Annotated in this window: 18 protein-coding genes; 14 read left to right on the top strand and 4 right to left on the bottom strand. The window is 69.9% G+C overall.

All coding sequences use genetic code 11. From position 1 onward, the window contains the following. The first annotated feature begins 17 nt into the window (after window positions 1-17). A complete protein-coding gene (locus tag ACFORO_RS12000; RefSeq protein ID WP_377876051.1) occupies window positions 18-470 on the top strand; it encodes a luciferase domain-containing protein in 453 nt (150 codons plus the stop codon). 418 nt (window positions 471-888) lie between these two features. Here ACFORO_RS12000 and pdxS read toward each other — a convergent pair whose 3' ends face one another. Then, a complete protein-coding gene (pdxS, locus tag ACFORO_RS11995; RefSeq protein WP_377876047.1) occupies window positions 889-1800 on the bottom strand; it encodes a pyridoxal 5'-phosphate synthase lyase subunit PdxS in 912 nt (303 codons plus the stop codon). Window positions 1801-2212: 412 nt separating this feature from the next. Here pdxS and pdxT point away from each other — a divergent pair, with 412 nt between their 5' ends. The 3 genes from pdxT to ACFORO_RS11980 all read left to right on the top strand — a co-directional run bounded on the left by pdxT (window position 2213) and on the right by ACFORO_RS11980 (window position 4422). After that, on the top strand, window positions 2213-2848 hold the full coding sequence (pdxT, locus tag ACFORO_RS11990; RefSeq protein ID WP_354745214.1) for a pyridoxal 5'-phosphate synthase glutaminase subunit PdxT: 636 nt from the start codon (window positions 2213-2215) through the stop codon (window positions 2846-2848). Window positions 2849-2907: 59 nt separating this feature from the next. Next, the gene (locus tag ACFORO_RS11985) at window positions 2908-3663 is read left to right on the top strand and encodes a YebC/PmpR family DNA-binding transcriptional regulator (RefSeq protein WP_116204315.1); all 756 of its coding nucleotides are present in this window, start codon (window positions 2908-2910) and stop codon (window positions 3661-3663) included. A gap of 237 nt (window positions 3664-3900) precedes the next feature. Beyond that, complete coding sequence (locus ACFORO_RS11980; protein ID WP_344276943.1) at window positions 3901-4422, top strand: DUF4262 domain-containing protein; 522 nt, start codon at window positions 3901-3903, stop codon at window positions 4420-4422. Between the two features lie 9 nt (window positions 4423-4431). Here the strand turns inward: ACFORO_RS11980 and ACFORO_RS11975 are convergent, their stop codons facing one another. Then, the gene (locus ACFORO_RS11975) at window positions 4432-4875 is read right to left on the bottom strand and encodes a cupin domain-containing protein (RefSeq protein ID WP_377876044.1); all 444 of its coding nucleotides are present in this window, start codon (window positions 4873-4875) and stop codon (window positions 4432-4434) included. Window positions 4876-5007: 132 nt separating this feature from the next. Here ACFORO_RS11975 and ruvC point away from each other — a divergent pair, with 132 nt between their 5' ends. The 8 genes from ruvC to ACFORO_RS11935 all read left to right on the top strand — a co-directional run bounded on the left by ruvC (window position 5008) and on the right by ACFORO_RS11935 (window position 14379). Further along, the gene (ruvC, locus tag ACFORO_RS11970) at window positions 5008-5610 is read left to right on the top strand and encodes a crossover junction endodeoxyribonuclease RuvC (RefSeq protein WP_377876042.1); all 603 of its coding nucleotides are present in this window, start codon (window positions 5008-5010) and stop codon (window positions 5608-5610) included. Continuing rightward, window positions 5607-6203, top strand: a complete 597-nt coding sequence (gene ruvA / locus ACFORO_RS11965; protein WP_344276934.1) for a Holliday junction branch migration protein RuvA — start codon at window positions 5607-5609, stop codon at window positions 6201-6203. Before ruvC ends, ruvA begins: the two co-directional genes overlap by 4 nt. A gap of 6 nt (window positions 6204-6209) precedes the next feature. Next, the gene (ruvB, locus tag ACFORO_RS11960; RefSeq protein WP_377876039.1) at window positions 6210-7298 is read left to right on the top strand and encodes a Holliday junction branch migration DNA helicase RuvB; all 1089 of its coding nucleotides are present in this window, start codon (window positions 6210-6212) and stop codon (window positions 7296-7298) included. A gap of 118 nt (window positions 7299-7416) precedes the next feature. Then, on the top strand, window positions 7417-7854 hold the full coding sequence (yajC, locus tag ACFORO_RS11955) for a preprotein translocase subunit YajC (RefSeq protein ID WP_354745223.1): 438 nt from the start codon (window positions 7417-7419) through the stop codon (window positions 7852-7854). A gap of 218 nt (window positions 7855-8072) precedes the next feature. Beyond that, window positions 8073-9791 carry a protein translocase subunit SecD gene (gene secD, locus ACFORO_RS11950; RefSeq protein ID WP_354745225.1) on the top strand — a complete coding sequence of 573 codons (1719 nt, stop codon included), beginning with the start codon at window positions 8073-8075 and terminating at the stop codon, window positions 9789-9791. Between the two features lies 1 nt (window position 9792). Further along, entirely contained in the window at window positions 9793-11025 is a 1233-nt protein-coding gene (gene secF / locus ACFORO_RS11945; RefSeq protein WP_377876036.1) for a protein translocase subunit SecF, read from the top strand. A gap of 2 nt (window positions 11026-11027) precedes the next feature. Then, entirely contained in the window at window positions 11028-11546 is a 519-nt protein-coding gene (locus tag ACFORO_RS11940; protein WP_377896550.1) for an adenine phosphoribosyltransferase, read from the top strand. A 439-nt stretch (window positions 11547-11985) separates the two neighbouring features. Continuing rightward, entirely contained in the window at window positions 11986-14379 is a 2394-nt protein-coding gene (locus tag ACFORO_RS11935) for a RelA/SpoT family protein (protein WP_377870149.1), read from the top strand. A 46-nt stretch (window positions 14380-14425) separates the two neighbouring features. Here ACFORO_RS11935 and ACFORO_RS11930 read toward each other — a convergent pair whose 3' ends face one another. Together ACFORO_RS11930 and ACFORO_RS11925 are read right to left on the bottom strand one after the other, a co-directional pair. Then, window positions 14426-14842: a Dabb family protein gene (locus ACFORO_RS11930; RefSeq protein ID WP_377870150.1), complete on the bottom strand. Its 417-nt coding sequence runs from the start codon at window positions 14840-14842 to the stop codon at window positions 14426-14428. A gap of 53 nt (window positions 14843-14895) precedes the next feature. Beyond that, window positions 14896-16251 carry an MFS transporter gene (locus ACFORO_RS11925; RefSeq protein WP_377870151.1) on the bottom strand — a complete coding sequence of 452 codons (1356 nt, stop codon included), beginning with the start codon at window positions 16249-16251 and terminating at the stop codon, window positions 14896-14898. A gap of 270 nt (window positions 16252-16521) precedes the next feature. On the opposite strand from ACFORO_RS11925, the gene ACFORO_RS11920 reads away from it, so the two are divergent. Further along, window positions 16522-17301: an enoyl-CoA hydratase/isomerase family protein gene (locus ACFORO_RS11920; protein ID WP_377870152.1), complete on the top strand. Its 780-nt coding sequence runs from the start codon at window positions 16522-16524 to the stop codon at window positions 17299-17301. A gap of 43 nt (window positions 17302-17344) precedes the next feature. Beyond that, entirely contained in the window at window positions 17345-18091 is a 747-nt protein-coding gene (locus ACFORO_RS11915; RefSeq protein ID WP_377870153.1) for an N-acetyltransferase, read from the top strand. Window positions 18092-18098: the final 7 nt, after the last annotated feature.

Genomic DNA, 18098 nt, shown 5'->3' with positions numbered 1-18098 from the left:
CCACCCTTGGAGGACTCATGTTCGACATCCCCGACCGCGACGGCCCGGCCCCGCGCACCCGCGGCCCGATCCCGCACGGCCAGCTCAACCAGATCGCCCCGACGACGCTGCAGGAAGAACTGTGGCAACGGATGCGCTCGCTGGCAGGCGTCTACCTGGCACCGACGCACGTGCCCTACCCGGAGGCAAGGGCGATCCACCTGGCCCCGGAATTCGGAACCGGCCCCGACGACGCGTTCATCAAGCACAGCCGCGAATTCGCCCACCTGCACCCGCAACAGGACGGCAGCCTCCACCTGACGCTCCCGCCGATCGCGAAGAAACTGGTCACTGAGGCGGGGTGGGGCGTGCCGCACCCGATTCAGAACACGCAGCTCGTGTATGGGCCTCGGGATCGGGAGGAGATCGAGGTGGTTTGGCGGGTGGTGCTGGAGTCGTACAGTTATGCCCGGGGGCGGCACAGCGAATGAGCTGGGTGTGCGGCTTGTTTCCGACGTCGTGATCCAGATTCAGCGGAAGCTGAATCAGAGTGAACGTTGTGGTCTGTGAGGGGAACCCTGAGGGAATCTGATTCCCTCAGGGTTCCCCTCACGGAACTCAAGACCCGGTCACATGGCGACAAAGCGGGCATTCCGGCGGCACTGAAGTCCTTTGTGGACGGCCTGCGGGCCTTGGGTCGCGCAGCTCAAGTCCCTCTCGTCTGGCGACGTGCTGTCTCATAAGGAAAGTGACCGGCTGCTGCCTGACCCGGTGTCGAATCCGGCCGGTCTCTGATGCCGCCATCTAAATGGCCACAGGACGGATCGTCGGCATGCGCGAACGGTGAAGGGCGGGTGCCCTTCACCGTTCGCACAGGTAGTTGAGGTGAAACGGGTAAAAGTAGAACCGTCACCAGCCGCGCTCAGCGAGCCGGTGCGGCTCCGGCACGTCCTCGACGTTGATCCCCACCATCGCCTCCCCGAGCCCGCGCGACACCTTCGCCAGCGCGTCGGGGTCGTCGTGGAACGTGGTCGCCTTCACGATCGCCTCCGCGCGCTGCGCCGGGTTGCCGGACTTGAAGATGCCCGAACCCACGAACACGCCCTCCGCGCCCAGCTGCATCATCATCGCCGCGTCGGCCGGGGTCGCGATGCCGCCCGCGGTGAACAGCACCACCGGCAGCTTGCCCGCCTCGGCCACTTCGCGGACCAGTTCGTACGGCGCCTGCAGTTCCTTGGCCGCGACGAACAGCTCGTCCTCCGGCAGGTTCTGCAGGCGGCGGATCTCGCTGCGGATCTTGCGCATGTGCGTGGTCGCGTTGGAGACGTCGCCGGTGCCGGCCTCGCCCTTCGAGCGGATCATCGCCGCGCCCTCGGTGATGCGGCGCAGGGCCTCGCCGAGGTTGGTCGCGCCGCACACGAACGGCACGGTGAACGCCCACTTGTCGATGTGGTTCGCGTAGTCGGCGGGGGTGAGCACCTCGGACTCGTCGATGTAGTCGACGCCGAGCGACTGCAGCACCTGGGCCTCGACGAAGTGGCCGATCCGCGCCTTCGCCATCACCGGGATCGACACCGCTTCGATGATGCCGTCGATCAGGTCCGGGTCGCTCATCCGGGCGACGCCGCCCTGCGCGCGGATGTCCGCGGGGACGCGCTCCAGCGCCATGACGGCGACCGCGCCCGCGTCCTCGGCGATCTTGGCCTGGTCGGCGGTCACGACGTCCATGATGACGCCGCCCTTGAGCATCTCCGCCATGCCGCGCTTCACCTTCGCGGTGCCGGTGACGGTCTGGGGTTCGGCGTTCTGCTGCTGCGACACCTTCGGGCCTTTCTCGGGGGAGCGGAAGCTTTCTTCTCCTCCAGCGTAAGTCGGCGGTGGACCGCTGAGGCAGGCCATTGCGCGGGTATCTCGGAAGGCCACTTCTCGCTCGGAAAGATCCACTGAAGATCGGTCGCTTTTCCGGCGGGAGGCGTTGACCTGGGGCTTCCGGATCGGCCTACCATGGAAGACGGTATCGGCCCGAAGCACAACGGCCGGACCACTTCCAGTGGAGACCACCTTCGAGGTGGCCACTGGCGACGGATTTCAGCAGTCCACTTCGCCTCGGTTCAGGACCGGCCGGCGGAGCGCTCCCCGGGTGGGCGGCGGCCCCGGTGCTGCCCGCCTGACCTGCCCGGTTGCGTTCCGGACGGTCCCCCTAAGCTGGTGCGAACGTCTCACGGGAGGTCGGGTGGCGACAGCTACGGGAGCACGGCCGGCGGTCGGCGTGCTCGCCCTGCAAGGCGCCGTGCGCGAGCACGTCGCGATGCTGGAGAGCGCGGGCGCCCGCGCGGTTCCGGTGCGCCGCCCCGCCGAGCTGTCCGAAATAGACGGCCTGGTGCTGCCCGGCGGGGAGTCCACCACGATGTCGCGGCTGCTCGAGACCTTCGAGCTGCTCGAACCGCTGCGCGAGGCGATCGCGGGCGGCCTGCCCGCCTTCGGCTCGTGCGCCGGGATGATCCTGCTGGCCCGCCAGGTGCTCGACGGGCGCCCGGACCAGCAGCAGCTCGGCGGCCTCGACGTGGTCGTGCGGCGCAACGCGTTCGGCAGGCAGGTCGACTCCTTCGAGGCCGACCTCCCGTTCGCCGGCGTGCCCGGCGGGCCGCTGCACGCGGTGTTCATCCGGGCCCCGTGGGTCGAGAAGGCGGGAGACGGCGTCGAGGTGCTGGCCACCGTGCCCGACCCGGAGGACCCGCCGGACGGGAACCGGGCGGATAGGATCGTCGCCGTCCGGCAGGGGGCGGTGGTGGCCACGGCGTTCCACCCGGAGATCACCCGGGACGAGCGCGTGCACCGGCTGTTCGTCGAGCTCGTGCGGAAAGCCTGAGCAAGGATTGCGGCGGCCGCGCCGGGAGGCCCGCGGCCGCGGGAACAGATGGAGGAAAGATGAGCGGCCACTCCAAGTGGGCCACGACGAAGCACAAGAAGGCGAACCTCGACGCCAAGCGGGGCAAGCTCTTCGCGCGGCTGATCAAGAACATCGAGGTCGCCGCCCGCACCGGGACCGGGGGAGGGGACCCGGACGGCAACCCGACGCTGTACGACGCGATCCAGAAGGCGAAGAAGAACTCCGTCCCGCAGGACAACATCGAGCGCGCGCGCAAGCGCGGCGCCGGCGAGGAAGCGGGCGGCGCCGACTGGCAGAACATCACGTACGAGGGCTACGGCCCGAACGGCGTCGCGGTGCTGATCGAGTGCCTCACCGACAACAAGAACCGCGCCGCGATGGAGGTCCGGACCGCGCTCACGCGCAACAACGGCTCGCTCGCCGACCCGGGCTCGGTCGCCTACATGTTCAACCGCAAGGGCGTCGTGATCATGCCCAAGGCGGACGCGACCGAGGACGACGTCCTCATGGCGGTCCTCGACGCGGGCGCCGAGGAGGTCAACGACCTCGACGAGAGCTTCGAGATCGTCTCCGAGGGCGGCGACCTGGTGCCGGTGCGCAAGGCGCTGCAGGAGGCCGGGTTCGAGTACGAATCGGCCGAGTTGACCTTCCTGCCGTCGGTGAGCGTGCCGCTCGACGTCGACGGCGCGAAGAAGGTCTTCAAGCTGATCGACGCGCTCGAGGACTGCGACGACGTGCAGAATGTGTACGCGAACTTCGATGTGTCCGATGAGGTCATGGCCGCGGTGGACTGATCTCGGCGGTGGGACTGGCAACGTGTACGCGCGGTGCCGGATTCCATGTGTCCGATGAAGTCATGGCCGCGGTGGACTGATCCCGTCGCCCGCGACACGGCCGCGCCCCGGCACTCCGGGGGCGCGGCCGTTTTCGCGTGAATTTCCCTTGGCGCGCAACGGAAACCGCGAGAATCCTTGGGACGGCGGGAAAATGACCGGCGCGGGGACTGGGCTCGGGCGCGCGGGTGGGGCAGAATGTCCGCCGTGACGACCTCCGCCCTCACCGAGCAAGAGCAGAGCCTCATCGCCTGGATCGAAACCCAGGCGAGGGAACGAGGGAACGCGGTCATCGCCGTGCCCGCCGACGACCAGGGCGCGGGCTACTGCTTCACCGCGTGCGCGTGGGCGTTGCACAACGTGCCCGAGGCCGTCGTGATCGGCCTGCCCGACCACATGGCCCCGGTGCTGCTCGACGCGTACGTCGACCGTTCCGCCAACGGCGAGATCTTCGAGGTCGGCAAACGCTACGACGATTTCTTCGACGGCGCGCCGGTGATCTTCGAACGCGTCGCGAAAGGCCACTACCCGGAGTACTTCGGGTCCGCGTTCCTCGTCTACCCGGACGGCGACTTCCCGGCGCTGCAGATGATCGTCGCGACGCCGGAGGGGTACTTCCCGTGGCACGCCGACGCGCCCGAGGGCTTCGCCGAATGGCAGCCGGTGCTCACCGAGAGCGGCGACCCGGAGAGCTGGACTCCCGGCGTCGACGGTCCCTGACCTGCTTGATCAACCCAGCGCGGCCAGGTCGTCGGCGGCGTCCGGAAACCGCGTGGCCAGCGTCGCCGGGTCCGCGAATTCCACGCAGTCGTCGGTATAAGGCGGCATCACCACGGTGCCGAGCAGGCTCCACGCGCCCAGCGGTACCGTCGCCTGCCACGTCCCCGCGGGCACGACCACCTGCGGACGTTCCCCGGCGGCCACGTCGCTGCCCAGCACCGGACGCGTCACCTCGCCGCCGGGGTGCAGCAGGAGCATCCGCGCAGGCGAACCGGCGTGGTGGACGAACACTTCGACGCGGTCGAGGCGGTGCGGCGCGGAGATCTCGGGCGCGGTGAGCAGGTAGTAGATCGCCGACCCCTCGTCCGCGCGCCAGCTCTGCGCGAACCGGCCGCCCTCCACCGGCAGTGGCTCCAGACCCAGGTGCTTGACGTAGTCCTCCGGTCCCGGCATGTCTCCATCGTGCTCGCGGACGGGTGCACCGTCCACGTCAGTCACCGTTTGCGCGTGTCCGTCCGCCGGGCCGCGCGCCGCGACCGTTAGCCTGCACATCGAACGGATGTTCGCGCGGGCGAAGGAGAAACGGTGCGGGTGCTCGGGGTCGACCCCGGTCTGACCAGGTGCGGCCTCGGCGTGGTCGACGGCGGCAAGGGCCGGTCGGTGCGCCCGGTCGCGGTCGGGGTCGTGCGCACGCCCGCCGACCACGATCTCGCGCGGCGGCTGCTCGGCGTCGCCGACGAGGTGGAGCGCTGGCTCGACAAGTACCGGCCCGAAGCGGTGGCCGTCGAGCGGGTGTTCGCGCAGCACAACGTCCGCACCGCGATGGGCACCGCGCAGGCGGGCGGGGTCGTGGCGCTGTCGGCGGCGCGGCGCGGGCTGCCGGTCGTCTTCCACACGCCCAGCGAGGTCAAGGCCGCCGTCACCGGGTCCGGGCGCGCGGACAAAGCGCAGGTCACCACCATGGTGATGCGGCTGCTCGGGCTCGAGGTCAAACCGCATCCGGCGGACGCGGCCGACGCGCTCGCGCTCGCCATCTGCCACCTCTGGCGCGAGCCGATGCGGGTCCGGCTCGCCGAGGCCGAGGCCCGCGCGGCCGAACTGGTCCGCGCCCACAAGGCCCGGCTGGCGGCCGCGGCCAAAGCGGCCGGAACCACCACGAAGCAAAACGAAACAGGAGCACGACGATGATCTCCTCGGTACGCGGCGAAGTGCTGTCCGTCGGGCTCGACCACGTGGTGGTCGAGGTCGGCGGCGTCGGCCTCGCCGTGCAGGCCACCCCGGCGACGCTGGCCACGCTGCGCCGCGGCGAGCAGACGCGGCTGCACACCGCGCTGGTCGTGCGCGAGGACTCGCTGACCCTCTTCGGGTTCGCCGAGGAGGACGCGCGCGAGCTGTTCGGCCTGCTCCAGACGGTGTCCGGGATCGGGCCGCGGCTCGCGCTGGCGACGCTGGCCGTGCTGGAGCCGGACAAGCTGCGCGCTGCGCTCGTCGAAGGCAACATCACCGTGCTCACGCAGGTGCCCGGCATTGGCCGCAAGGGGGCCGAGCGGCTCAGCCTCGAACTGCGGGACAAGGTCACCGCGCTCGGCGGCGCCGCCGACGCCCCGGTCGTCACCGCGCCCGGCGCGCTGCGCGGCGAGGTGGTGGAAGCGCTGGCCGGACTGGGTTTCCCGGCCAAACAAGCCGAGCAGGCGGTGGACCGGGTGCTGTCCGAGGGCGACGGGCACACCACGTCCTCGGTGCTGCGCGCGGCGCTGGCCGCGCTGGGCCGCAAGCGGTAGCCGCCGATGAACCACGAAGTGACCGAGTTCGACACCGGCGGTTACGAGGCGGACGACGAAACGCTGTCCGCGCTCGCCCAGACCGGCGAACGCGACCTGGAGACCTCGCTCCGGCCGCGCAAACTGGACGAGTTCGTCGGCCAGGAACGCGTCCGCGAGCAGCTGGAACTGGTGCTGGAGAGCGCGCGGCGGCGGGACGTGCCGCCGGACCACGTGCTGCTGTCCGGTCCGCCCGGCCTCGGCAAGACGAGCATGGCGATGATCGTCGCCGCCGAACTGGGCGCGGCCATCCGGATCACCTCCGGGCCGGCGCTGGAACGCGCGGGCGACCTGGCGGCGATGCTGTCCAACCTCGCGCCCGGGGACGTGCTGTTCATCGACGAGATCCACCGCATCGCCCGGCCCGCCGAGGAAATGCTGTACCTCGCGATGGAGGACTTCCGGGTCGACGTCGTCGTCGGCAAGGGGCCGGGGGCGACCAGCATCCCGCTGGAGATCGCGCCGTTCACGCTGGTCGGGGCCACCACCCGGTCCGGTTCGCTGACCGGCCCGCTGCGCGACCGGTTCGGTTTCACCGGCCAGATGGAGTTCTACTCCGCGGCCGAACTGGAGCTGGTCGTCCGCCGCGCGGCGAAGATTCTCGGCATCGAGATCGACAGCGACGGCTGCGCCGAGATCGCGGGCCGTTCGCGCGGCACGCCCCGGATCGCCAACCGGCTGCTGCGCCGGGTCCGCGACTACGCCGAGGTGCGCGCCGACGGCAAGGTGACCCTGGAGGTCGCGCAGGCCGCGCTGAAGGTCTACGACGTCGACGAACTGGGCTTGGACCGGCTGGACCGGGCCGTGCTCAGCGCGCTCACGCGCTCGTTCGGCGGGGGACCGGTGGGCATTTCGACGCTCGCGGTCGCTGTCGGCGAGGAAGCCACTACGGTCGAGGAGGTGTGCGAGCCCTACCTGGTCCGGGCCGGTATGCTCGCCCGCACTCCGCGCGGCCGGGTCGCGACCGCGGCCGCGTGGCTGCACCTCGGACTGGTTCCGCCCCCGGAGGCGGTACGGCCCGACGCGGGCGGTCCGACGCTGTTCGACCAGGCCTGACAAGGGCGGACAGCGGCCCGGGTGGTGGCGTTTCCGCCGGTACCTGGCACACTCGAACACAGCACATCCGTCGAAACCGGACGCGGGCAGCCGAGAAAGGCGTCCGTCGAGGAGAGTCATGAACCAGTTACTGCTGCCGTTGCTGCTGCTGCTCGTGGTGGCCGTGCCGCTCGTCATGGGCACCCGCAAGCAGAAGAAGCAGCAGGCGGCTCAGCAGGAGATGCAGAACAGCATTTCCGCTGGCGACCGCGTGATGACCACGTCGGGCATGTACGGCACGGTCGCCGACACCAGCAGCGACACCACGATCGACATCGAGATCGCGCCGGGCGTCGTCACCACCTGGCTGCGGCTCGCGGTGCGCGAGAAGGTCGAGCCGGCCGTCGAGACCGAGGAGAACGACGACTCGGCCGAGACCGAGGTCGCGGGCATCGAGTCGGCCTCGTCGACCGCGGTGTCCTCTTCGGAAGCCCCGGCCCAGGAGTCGATCTCCGCCGAGGAGAGCCAGACCTCCGGTGCGCAGGTGGCGCCCCCGCTGGAGCACGGCAAGAAGTAGCCTCCGCGCTTCACCGGGCAGTGATCCGCCCACAGCCTACGAAAGTCGGTACGGGCGAACGCCGGGCTCACGCAGCACCGAGTACTGTCTCGGTGCTGCGTGCGTGTCCGCCGTCATAGTTCACGCCCAGCCGCGTCCGGGGGACCCCCTTCCGGCTCGCGCACCCGAACCACTTGGGGTCCATCCAGTCCGTGCCAGTTCGAGGAGACCGAAGCACCGTGGCACCATCGGCCGGGCATCTCCGCCCGGGACGCTATCTCGCCTTCTTCGCCCTGATCGTGGTCGTGCTGTACGCCTTGGTGTTCTTCACCGGCAGCGGCAAAGCGACGCCGAAACTCGGCATCGACCTCCAGGGCGGCACCCGGGTCACGCTCACCGCGCGCACGCCCGACGGCGGCCAGCCCACCCGCGATTCGCTGAACCAGGCGCGCCAGATCATCGAGACCCGGGTCAACGGGATCGGCGTCGGCGGCACCGAGGTGGTGCTCGACGGCAACAACATCGTGATCACCGTGCCGGGCGAGCAGGGCGACGAGGCGAAGAACCTGGGCCGGACCGCCAAACTCGGGATCCGCGAGGTGATCACCTCGGTCCCGAACACCCCGGCCGCGCCGCCCTCGGCTCCCGCCTCCGGCGCCCCGAGCGCCCCGGCGACCGCGCCGAGCAAGCCGGCGGGCGGCGGGGGAGCGGAAGGCGCCCCCGCGCAGCAGCCGCCGGGTTCGACCCCGTCGACCCCCGGCGCGAGCAACGGCCAGGACGCGGGCAAGAACCCGATCGAGGCGGCCCGCGCCGTGCGCCAGGCTCCCGCGCTGATGCCGAAGGACCCGAAGAACCAGCAGGAGGCCGCCGCCGCGCAGGCCGCGCAGCAGAAGGCGCTCGCCGCCCTCACCTGCGCGCCCAACGCCGCCGACCCGCTGGAGGGCAACGACCTTCCCGGCCAGCCGCTGGTCACGTGCGGCGACAAGGACGCCACCAAGTACGTGCTCGGCCCGGAGTTCATCCCCGGCACCGAGATCTCCAGCGCGAACTCCGGCTACGACCAGCAGCGCGGCCAGTGGATCGTCGACCTGAGCTTCAAGGGCGCGGGCGGCAAGACCTGGGGCGACTTCACGTCGGCCAACATCGGCAAGCAGGCGGCGTTCGTGCTCGACACGGACGTGGTGTCCGCGCCGACCGTGCAGAACGCCATCCTCGGCGGCAACACGCAGATCACCGGCAAGTTCACCCAGACCGACGCGAAGAACCTGGCGGACATCCTCAAGTACGGTTCGCTGCCGCTGTCGTTCGACTCGTCGGACGCCACCACGGTGTCCGCGACGCTGGGCTACGCCTCGCTGCAGGCAGGCCTGATCGCCGGCGCGATCGGTCTCGCGGTCGTGTTCGTCTACTGCCTGTTCTACTACCGGCTCCTCGGCATCCTCACGATCTGGTCGCTGGTGCTGTCCGGGCTGCTCGTGTACGCGGTGCTGGTGCTGCTCGGGCGGTGGATCGGGTACACGCTCGACCTCGCGGGCGTCGCCGGCCTGATCATCGCGATCGGCATCACGGCGGACTCGTTCGTCATTTACTTCGAACGGCTGAAAGACGAGATCCGGGAGGGCCGGACCTTCCGGTCCGCGGTGCCGCGCGGCTGGGCACGGGCGCGGCGCACGATTCTGGCCTCGGACGCGGTCAGCTTCCTCGCCGCCGCGATCCTGTACATCATCGCCGTCGGCGACGTGCAGGGCTTCGCGTTCACCCTCGGCATGTCGACGGTGCTCGACCTGGTGGTCGTCTACCTGGTCACGCATCCGCTCGTGGCGATGGTGTCGACCTCGAAGTCGAAGTTCCTGTCCAACCCCCGGAATCTCGGCCTCGGCGCCGTCCAGAAGCTCGGCGCGCAGCGCAAGTCCACGCGCCCCGCTCCCGGCCGCCGCGCGAACGTGAAGGAGGCCTGACGTGAGCGACGAAACCGCAGGCGTCACCTCGGAAGACCAGGACGGCCCGGACAGCGGGGCCACCGCGGCCAAGCCCGGCAAGAAGGAAAGCTTCTTCCACCGGCTCTACGTCGGCACCGGCGCGGTCGACATCGTCGGCTCGCGCAAGCGCTGGTACATGTTCTTCGCGCTGCTGCTCCTGGTGTGCATCGGCTCGATGATCTTCCGCGGCTTCAACGTGGGCATCGAGTTCGAGGGCGGCACGCAGATCCAGCTGCCCGCGCACGGTTCGCACGGCCAGATCACCCAGGACCAGGTGATCAAGTCGTTCAACACCGCGCTGGGCGAGGCCCCGGCCGAGACCCAGACGGTCGGCACCGGCAACGCGGCGACCATCCAGACCCGCTCCGAGACCCTCACCGCCGACCAGGTGGCGAAGGTCAAGAAGCAGATCTTCGAAGACCTGGGCCCGATCGGCACCAACGGCAAGTCGAGCGAGCAGGCCATCAGCGACAGCGCGGTGAGCGCTTCGTGGGGCAACGAGATCTCGCGCCAGGCCCTGATCGCGCTCGGCGTGTTCCTGGTCGCCGTCGTGATCTTCCTGGCGATCTACTTCGACACCCGGATGGCGTTCGCGGCGCTCATCTCGCTGCTGCACGACATCGTGGTCACCGCGGGCGTGTATTCGCTCGTGGGCTTCGAGGTCACGCCCGCGACAGTGATCGGTTTGCTGACGATTCTCGGCTTCTCGCTGTACGACACCGTGGTGGTGTTCGACAAGGTCCGGGAAAACACCCGGGGCTTGCTCGGCCTTTCCCGGCGCACGTACGCCGAAGCGGCGAACCTGGCGCTGAACCAGACCCTGATGCGATCGTTCAACACGGCGTTCATCGCCCTGCTGCCGATCCTGGGCCTGCTGATCGTCGGCTACATCCTGCTCGGCTCGGGCACGCTGCAGGACCTGGCGCTGGTGCAGCTCACCGGTACCCTTGTCGGCGTCCTGTCGTCGGTCGCACTGGCGACGCCGCTGCTGGTCGACTTCAAGATGCGCGACCCGCAGTACCGCCAGCAGGCTGACCGGGTCGCCGCCCGTCGGGCGAAGGCCGCGAAGCGGGAAGCAGCGGACGACGACTTCGACGCAGGAGACGAGGACCAGCTGGCCGCCGAACTCCGCAAGGAAAAGGCCATGGCCGCAGCCGCTGGCGTCCCCGCACGGCACCCGAAGCAGCGTCCGTCGGGGAAGAAGAAGCGCTGAGCATGAAGCTCGACGAGGCACTGGACCTGATCGCCGAAGTCCCGGACTTCCCGGAACCAGGCGTCCTGTTCCGCGATCTCAGCCCGCTGTTCGCCGACGGCCCCGGCTTCGCCGCGGTCGCCGACGCACTGGCGGAAACCCTCGACCCGGCGGCCGAAGCGGTCGCCGGGGTCGAGGCCCGCGGCTTCCTCCTCGCGGCGGCAGTCGGCTACTCCCGCGGCATGGGCGTGGTGCTGGTCCGGAAGCCGGGCAAACTCCCTTCCGTCGCCGGACGGGTCGACTACTCCTTGGAATACGGCACCGCGAGCGTCGAACTGCCCGCGAACGTAGTCAAACCAGGCCAACGCATCGCCATCATGGACGACGTCCTGGCCACCGGCGGCACAGTGGCAGCGACCGCGAAACTCCTGGAAGACGCAGGCGCAACGGTCACCGGAGTATCGGTCGTCCTGGAACTAGCCGCCCTCAACGGCCGCACCGCCCTGGACGGCCGCACCGTGCACACACTCCGCACAGTCTGACTCTCCGCACACACGGTCCTTCACAGCTTTCGGGCCAGGCGGCTGGGCCGAAGTCCGTGAGGGGAACCCTCACGGACTCAGAGTCCCTCAGGGTTCCCCTCACGGACGGCCCCGCAGCCGAGGCACCCACCGAGCCGGGCAGCCAGCCCATCCCGCCGCCGGTGCACCCAGCCGTCGAGGCACCCAGCCCTGCCCCAACCCCGATACGAAGCCTTCCCTGCGGTTCGGGGGTGCTTGTCAAGGCATCTTTCCCGCCTTGACAAGCACCCCCGAACCGTCAGCACAATCAAACTTCGGGGTGGTGGCCCGCCCGGCCGCAATGTCGCCGCCAGGCGACGAGCCGGCCAGTACGCAGCGCAACGGCACGTCACCAAACCCGCCAAAAGACCAACCAGTTACCCTGAAGGTTCGAGGCCGCACGAAGCAGCTGGAGGTGCGGGTGAGCCAAGAGCTCGACGCCAACGTCCCCGCCAAGGGCGGTGCCACCCCCTCCAAAGGCGGCACCACCCCCGCGAAGACCGGTGCCAAAACCGGAGCCACCGCCGCAGACCCCGGGCCCCGGCCCAACGGGGCCGCGCCCAATCCCTCCGCGACCCGCCGCGTCCGCGCCCGCCTGGCGCGCCGGATCACCGCCCAGCGCGCCGCCCCGGTCAAACAGGTCCTCGAACCCCTGGCCGTCATCCACCGCGAACTGCACCCGAACTCCGACCTCGGCCAGCTGCAACGCGCCTACGACGTCGCCGAGGAACTGCACCGCGAGCAGCGGCGCAAGTCCGGCGACCCGTACATCACGCATCCCCTCGCCGTCGCGACGATCCTGGCCGAACTCGGCATGGACACCACTACGCTCGTCGCGGCGCTGCTGCACGACACGGTGGAGGACACCGGCTACTCCCTGGAGCAACTGAAGGCCGATTTCGGCGACAAAGTCGGCGAACTGGTCGACGGCGTCACGAAACTGGACAAGGTCAAGCTCGGCACCTCGGCCGAAGCGGAGACCATCCGCAAAATGGTGATCGCGATGGCGAAGGACCCGCGCGTCCTGGTCATCAAGCTCGCCGACCGGCTGCACAACATGCGCACGATGCGCTTCCTGCCGCCGGAGAAGCAGGCCCGCAAGGCGCGCGAGACGCTCGAGGTGCTCGCCCCGCTGGCGCACCGGCTCGGCATGGCCACGGTGAAGTGGGAGCTGGAAGACCTCGCGTTCGCGATCCTGCAGCCGAAGAAGTACGACGAGATCGTCCGGCTGGTCGCCGACCGCGCGCCTTCGCGCGACACCTACCTGCGCAAGGTGATCGCGGACCTGACGAACAACCTGGTGTCGTCGCGGATCACCGCGAAGGTCGAGGGACGGCCGAAGCACTACTACTCGATCCACCAGAAGATGATCGTCCGCGGCCGGGACCTGGACGACATCCACGACCTGGTCGGCGTGCGGATCCTGGTCGAGGACGTGCGCGACTGCTACGCCGCGATGGGCGTGGTCCACGCGCTGTGGCAGCCGGTCCCCGGGCGGTTCAAGGACTACATCGCGCAGCCGCGGTTCGGCGTGTACCAGTCGCTGCACACGACCGTGATCGGGCCGGACGGCAAGCCGCTCGAGGTGCAGATCCGCACCTACGACATGCACCGCACCGCCGAGTACGGCATCGCCGCGCACTGGCGGTACAAGGAAACCAAGGGCACGCACGCCGCCAACAACGCGATGGAGCTGGACGAGATCGCGTGGATGCGGCAGCTGCTCGACTGGCAGCGCGAGGCCGCGGACCCGGGCGACTTCCTCGAATCGCTGCGCTACGAACTGGCCGCGCGCGAGATCTTCGTGTTCACGCCGAAGGGCGACGTGATCACGCTGCCCGCGGATTCGACGCCGGTGGACTTCGCGTACGCGGTGCACACCGAGGTCGGCCACCGCTGCATCGGCGCGCGCGTGAACGGGCGGCTGGTCGCGCTCGAGCGGAAGCTCGAGAACGGCGAGGTCGTCGAGATCTTCACGTCCAAGGCGGAAAGCGCCGGGCCGAGCCGCGACTGGCTGCAGTTCGCCGGTTCGCCCAAGGCGCGCGCGAAAATCCGGCAGTGGTTCGCGAAGGAACGCCGCGACGAGGCGATCGACGCGGGCAAGGAAGCGATCACCAAGGAGATCCGCAAGGTCGGGCTGCCGATCCAGCGGCTCGTCTCGGCGGAATCGATGGGCTCGGTCGCGACCGAACTGCGGCATGGCGACATTTCGTCGCTGTACGCGGCCGTCGGCGAGGGCCACACCAGCGCGAAGCACGTGGTGCAGCGGCTGGTCGCGCTCCTCGGCGGGGTCGAGGAGGCCGAGGAGGAGCTGGCCGAACGGGCCACGCCGTCCACGGTCACGCGCCGCCGCGGCTCGAACGACGTCGGCGTGATCGTCAAGGGCGCCAGCGACGTCTGGGCGAAGCTGGCGCGCTGCTGCACTCCGGTGCCGGGCGACGAGATCCTCGGCTTCGTGACGCGCGGCGGCGGCGTGAGCGTGCACCGGACGGACTGCACGAACGCCGAGGATCTGCGGACCCAGCCGGAGCGGCTGGTCGAGGTCGAGTGGGCGCCGTCGTCGTCCTCGGTGTTCCTGGTGGCCATCCAGGTCGAGGCGCTCGACCGGCACCGGCTGCTCTCGGACGTCACGAAGGTGCTGGCGGACGAGAAGGTGAACATCCTGTCGGCCTCGGTGACGACGTCGCGGGACCGGGTGGCGGTGAGCCGGTTCTCGTTCGAGATGGGCGACCCGAAGCACCTCGGGCACGTGCTCAAGGTCGTTCGCGGCGTCGAGGGCGTGTACGACGTGTACCGAGTGACCTCGGCCAGCTGATCCGGCGGGTGCGCCCGTCCACGAGCGCACCCGCCGTTCGCTGTCGTCAGTTTCGGTGCTTGCCGGGTGCCGAGCTGCCGGTGTACTCGCTGAGGCCGGAGACCAGTTCGGCGACGTCCGGCACGTTCTCGAACCGGCGGCGGTGGACGTCGGCGATCTTCTCGCCGATCTCCGGGTCCGGGTCGTCGGTGATGTCGCAGGACACGAACTTGTCGACCAGCGGCAGCCCGATCCGGTCCATGGCGAGATGCGCCGGGTGGTTCATGTACGCCTCGTAGGCCTCGATGTCCTCGAGCACGGTGACGGCGCCGTAGTCGAATTCCCCGCCGAATTCGGGGCCGACGACGCGCGCCGTGATCGAGGGGATGGCCGTGATGTGCTCGCCCATGCGCGCGAGACCGGCTGCTTTGTCCGCCTCGGAGACGTCAGGCTTGAGAGTGAACCGGATGCAGTGCCAGATCATCGGGATTCCTTTCCAGCGGCCGCGGACGCGACCGTGCGGTCGGGGGACAAAGTTCAGCTCTGGTGCGCGGTGTCCGAGGCTCGCGGTGACCGGGCGGCGAGCAGGAACGAGAGGGCGAGTGCGAGGAGGACGAGCACGGCTTCGCCGAGGAACGCGGTGGTGAACGAGACGTCCCCGTGCGTGCCCGCGGCACCGATGGCGATCCCGGCGAGGGCGGCGAGCCCGACCGCGCCGCCCAGCTGCTGTGCGGCGTTGATCAGCCCGCTGAGCAGGCCTGATTCACCGTTCGCGCTGTCGCGTACGCCGGTCGCCGTGGCGTTGACGAGGCCGAGCCCGAGTCCGGTGCCGATCACCACGAACGCGCCCAGCAGGCTCGCCGAGAAACCGGCGGTCGTCGTGTCCAGCGCCAGCCACAGGAACCCGGCCAGCAGCACCGCGAGGCCGATCGCCAGCGCGCGGGCCTGACCGGCGCGCTTGGCCAGCAGCGGCGCGGCGACACTGCCGGCGATGATCATGACCGCGATGGGGAGCTGGCTCATCCCGGCCGAGAGCGGGCTCATTCCGAGCACGTCCTGCTGGTACTGGGGAAGGAAGAAGAACAGGCTCGTCAGCGTGCCGCCGACCAGCACCATCACGGCGTTCGCGATGACCACCGGCTTCCTGCGGAACACGCCGGGCGGAACCAGCGGATGCGGGGAACGCCGCTCCACGAACACGAACGCCGCCAGGGAAGCGAGCCCGGCCGCGAGACCGGTCAGGGCGCCGGGCGACCCGAATCCGGCGTCGGAAGCGGAGACCATGCCCAGCGCGAGACCGGAGACCCCGACGGTGATGGTGACGGCGCCGAGTGCGTCGAACCGGCCGGGCCGGCCGGGGATCGCGGGCACCGTGCGCCACACGACGAGCGCTCCGGCGGCGCCGAACGGCACCGGGACGAGGAACACCGACTGCCAGCCCAGCAACTCGGTCAGCACGCCGCCGGAGAAGACGCCGACGAGACTGCCCGCGCCCGCGACCGCGCCCCAGATGCCCAGCGCGCGGGTGCGTTCGGCGGGGGACGAGTAGAGGGCGAGTACGATCGAGAGCGCGGCCGGCATCACCGCGGCGGCTCCGGCTCCCTGGCCGATCCGGCCGACGATCAGCATCGTGCTGTCGGCGGCCAGCGCGCAGCAGGCGGATGCCGCGAGGTAGCCGGCCATTCCGGCCAGGAACACCTTCCGGCTTCCGAGCACGTCGGCGACCCGGCCGCCGAGCAGCAGCAGGCCGGCGAACGTCACCAGGTAGCTGTCCACCACCACCGTGAGTTCGGCGGCGGTGAGGCCGAGTCCGGCGCGGATCGTGGACCCGGCGAGGTTCACCATGGCGCTGTCGAGGATGACCAGGAACATGGCGGTCGCCACGCCTGCCATCGCCGCTCCGCGCGGCGTTCGCGGTCGGGCACGAGCTGTCGTGGGTGCGGTTTCGTCGCTCATCGTCTCGTCTTTCTGCGTGGGTGTCGGGAGTTGTCGTTCCGCGTCGCGGATGTGTTGACGATGTCGTGGACCGGGTTCCGCTCGCGTCGGTGACAATCGCCTAGTCGCGCCCGCGCGCGACGAGGGGTTCCGGCCTGGACTGTCCACTTCGGACACCGTGATCCGGCCCACAGCGGGAGCGCGGCGAGGGCGCATTAGGGTGCTGGCATGACGGACGGACTCGAGTTCACCCGCGAAGGCGCCGTGGCCCGGCTGACGTTCTCCCGCCCGGAGAAGATGAACGCGATCACCCACGGCATGTGGGCGGCGATCGCGGGCGTGGCGGCCGAGGTCGAGGCCGATCCCGAGCTGAAGGTGCTCGTGCTGACCGGGGCCGGCCGGCATTTCTCCGCGGGTGCGGACATTGGCGAGTTCCGCGAGCTGCGTTCGACCGCGGACGCCGCCGCGAAGTACGACGAGGCCGTGGACAGCGCGGTGGCGGCGCTGACCGCGATGCGCAAGCCGACCGTCGCGATGGTCCAGGGCAACTGCATCGGCGGCGGCTGCCAGATCTCGGTCGCCTGCGATTTCCGCTTCGCCGCGGACGACGCGCGCTTCGGCATCACCCCAGCCAAGCTCGGCATCGTCTACCACTTCGCCTCGACACGGCAGCTGGTTTCCCTGGTCGGCCCGGCGAACGCCAAGTACTTCCTGCTGTCCGGCGAACTCGTCGACGCGACCAGGGCCCGCGAGATCGGGCTGGTCAACGACGTGTTCCCGGCCGCGGACCTGGAAGCCGCGACGGCGCGGTTCACCGAGACGCTGTGCGGGCGTTCGCAGGCGTCGATCCGCGGGATGAACCGGATCATCGAGAAGATCGCGGCGGGCCAGGAGAAGACCGACGACGAGGTCGAGGAGATCCGGCTCGCGGCGCTGCACGGGGAGGACTACGCGGAGGGCGTGGACGCCTTCCTGAACCGGCGCGCGCCGAAGTTCACCTACCGCTGACCTGCGCGACAAAGCAATTGACGGCTCGGTGAGACTGGGGCCTGTGGCTCTGACACTTCACCAGCGCAGCCGGAATCCGGAGCTCTTCCGGACGGTCGACCACGCCGATTTCGACCGCTCGTGGCCGGTTTTCCTGCAGCACAACCCGACCGGGCACCTGTACTACGGCGAACTCGACACCGTCGCCGACTACGTGCTGCTCGCGACCGACGGAGCCGAGCCGGTCGCCAAGGCCTACTCCACGCCCTTCGCCTTCGGCGGCCCCGGCCGCGAGGAACTGCCCGACGGTGGGTGGGACCAGGTGATCCGGTGGCAGCACGCCGACCGGCTCGCTGGCCGCGCGCGCAACGCGGCGACTGCCTTGGAGATCGTCGTCCGTAAGGAACGGCAGGGCACTGGGCTTGCTTCAGTGATGGTGAATGCTCTGCGGGACAACGCTTTTCGCCTCGGGCATGACGTGCTCTACGCGCCGGTGCGGCCGTCGCAGAAAGCGGACGAACCCGAGACTCCGATGAGCGAGTACGCCTTCCGGGTGCGCGACGACGGCCTGCCCTATGACGCGTGGCTGCGGGTGCACGTGCGCGCCGGTGGGCGGATCCTGAAGGTCTGCCCGGTGTCGATGACGATTCCCGGAACGCTCGCGCAGTGGCGAGAGTGGACTGGGCTGCCGTTCGACACCGACGGGCCGGTGGCCGTGGAAGGTGCGCTGAGTCCGGTGCTGGTGTCTTTGGCGCAGGATTCCGCCGTGTATGTCGAGCCGAATGTGTGGGTGGAGCACCGGCGGCCCTGAGCGCTGC

This window comes from Amycolatopsis halotolerans, assembly GCF_042647905.1.
Taxonomy (GTDB): domain Bacteria; phylum Actinomycetota; class Actinomycetes; order Mycobacteriales; family Pseudonocardiaceae; genus Amycolatopsis; species Amycolatopsis halotolerans.
The sequence above is the reverse complement of the archived record's forward strand: the minus strand, read 5'-3'. Positions and strand labels throughout refer to the sequence as shown.

Bases quoted from the DNA above. Each gene is read 5' to 3' on its own strand.
- ACFORO_RS12000 (WP_377876051.1), top strand. From the start codon at position 18: ATGTTCGACATCCCCGACCGCGACGGCCCGGCCCCGCGCACCCGCGGC.
- ACFORO_RS11985 (WP_116204315.1), top strand. From the start codon at position 2,908: ATGAGCGGCCACTCCAAGTGGGCCACGACGAAGCACAAGAAGGCGAAC.
- ACFORO_RS11980 (WP_344276943.1), top strand. From the start codon at position 3,901: ATGTCCGCCGTGACGACCTCCGCCCTCACCGAGCAAGAGCAGAGCCTC.
- ACFORO_RS11975 (WP_377876044.1), bottom strand. From the start codon at position 4,875: ATGCCGGGACCGGAGGACTACGTCAAGCACCTGGGTCTGGAGCCACTG.
- ruvA (WP_344276934.1), top strand. From the start codon at position 5,607: ATGATCTCCTCGGTACGCGGCGAAGTGCTGTCCGTCGGGCTCGACCAC.
- ruvB (WP_377876039.1), top strand. From the start codon at position 6,210: ATGAACCACGAAGTGACCGAGTTCGACACCGGCGGTTACGAGGCGGAC.
- yajC (WP_354745223.1), top strand. From the start codon at position 7,417: ATGAACCAGTTACTGCTGCCGTTGCTGCTGCTGCTCGTGGTGGCCGTG.
- ACFORO_RS11940 (WP_377896550.1), top strand. From the start codon at position 11,028: ATGAAGCTCGACGAGGCACTGGACCTGATCGCCGAAGTCCCGGACTTC.
- ACFORO_RS11930 (WP_377870150.1), bottom strand. From the start codon at position 14,842: ATGATCTGGCACTGCATCCGGTTCACTCTCAAGCCTGACGTCTCCGAG.
- ACFORO_RS11925 (WP_377870151.1), bottom strand. From the start codon at position 16,251: ATGGCAGGCGTGGCGACCGCCATGTTCCTGGTCATCCTCGACAGCGCC.
- ACFORO_RS11920 (WP_377870152.1), top strand. From the start codon at position 16,522: ATGACGGACGGACTCGAGTTCACCCGCGAAGGCGCCGTGGCCCGGCTG.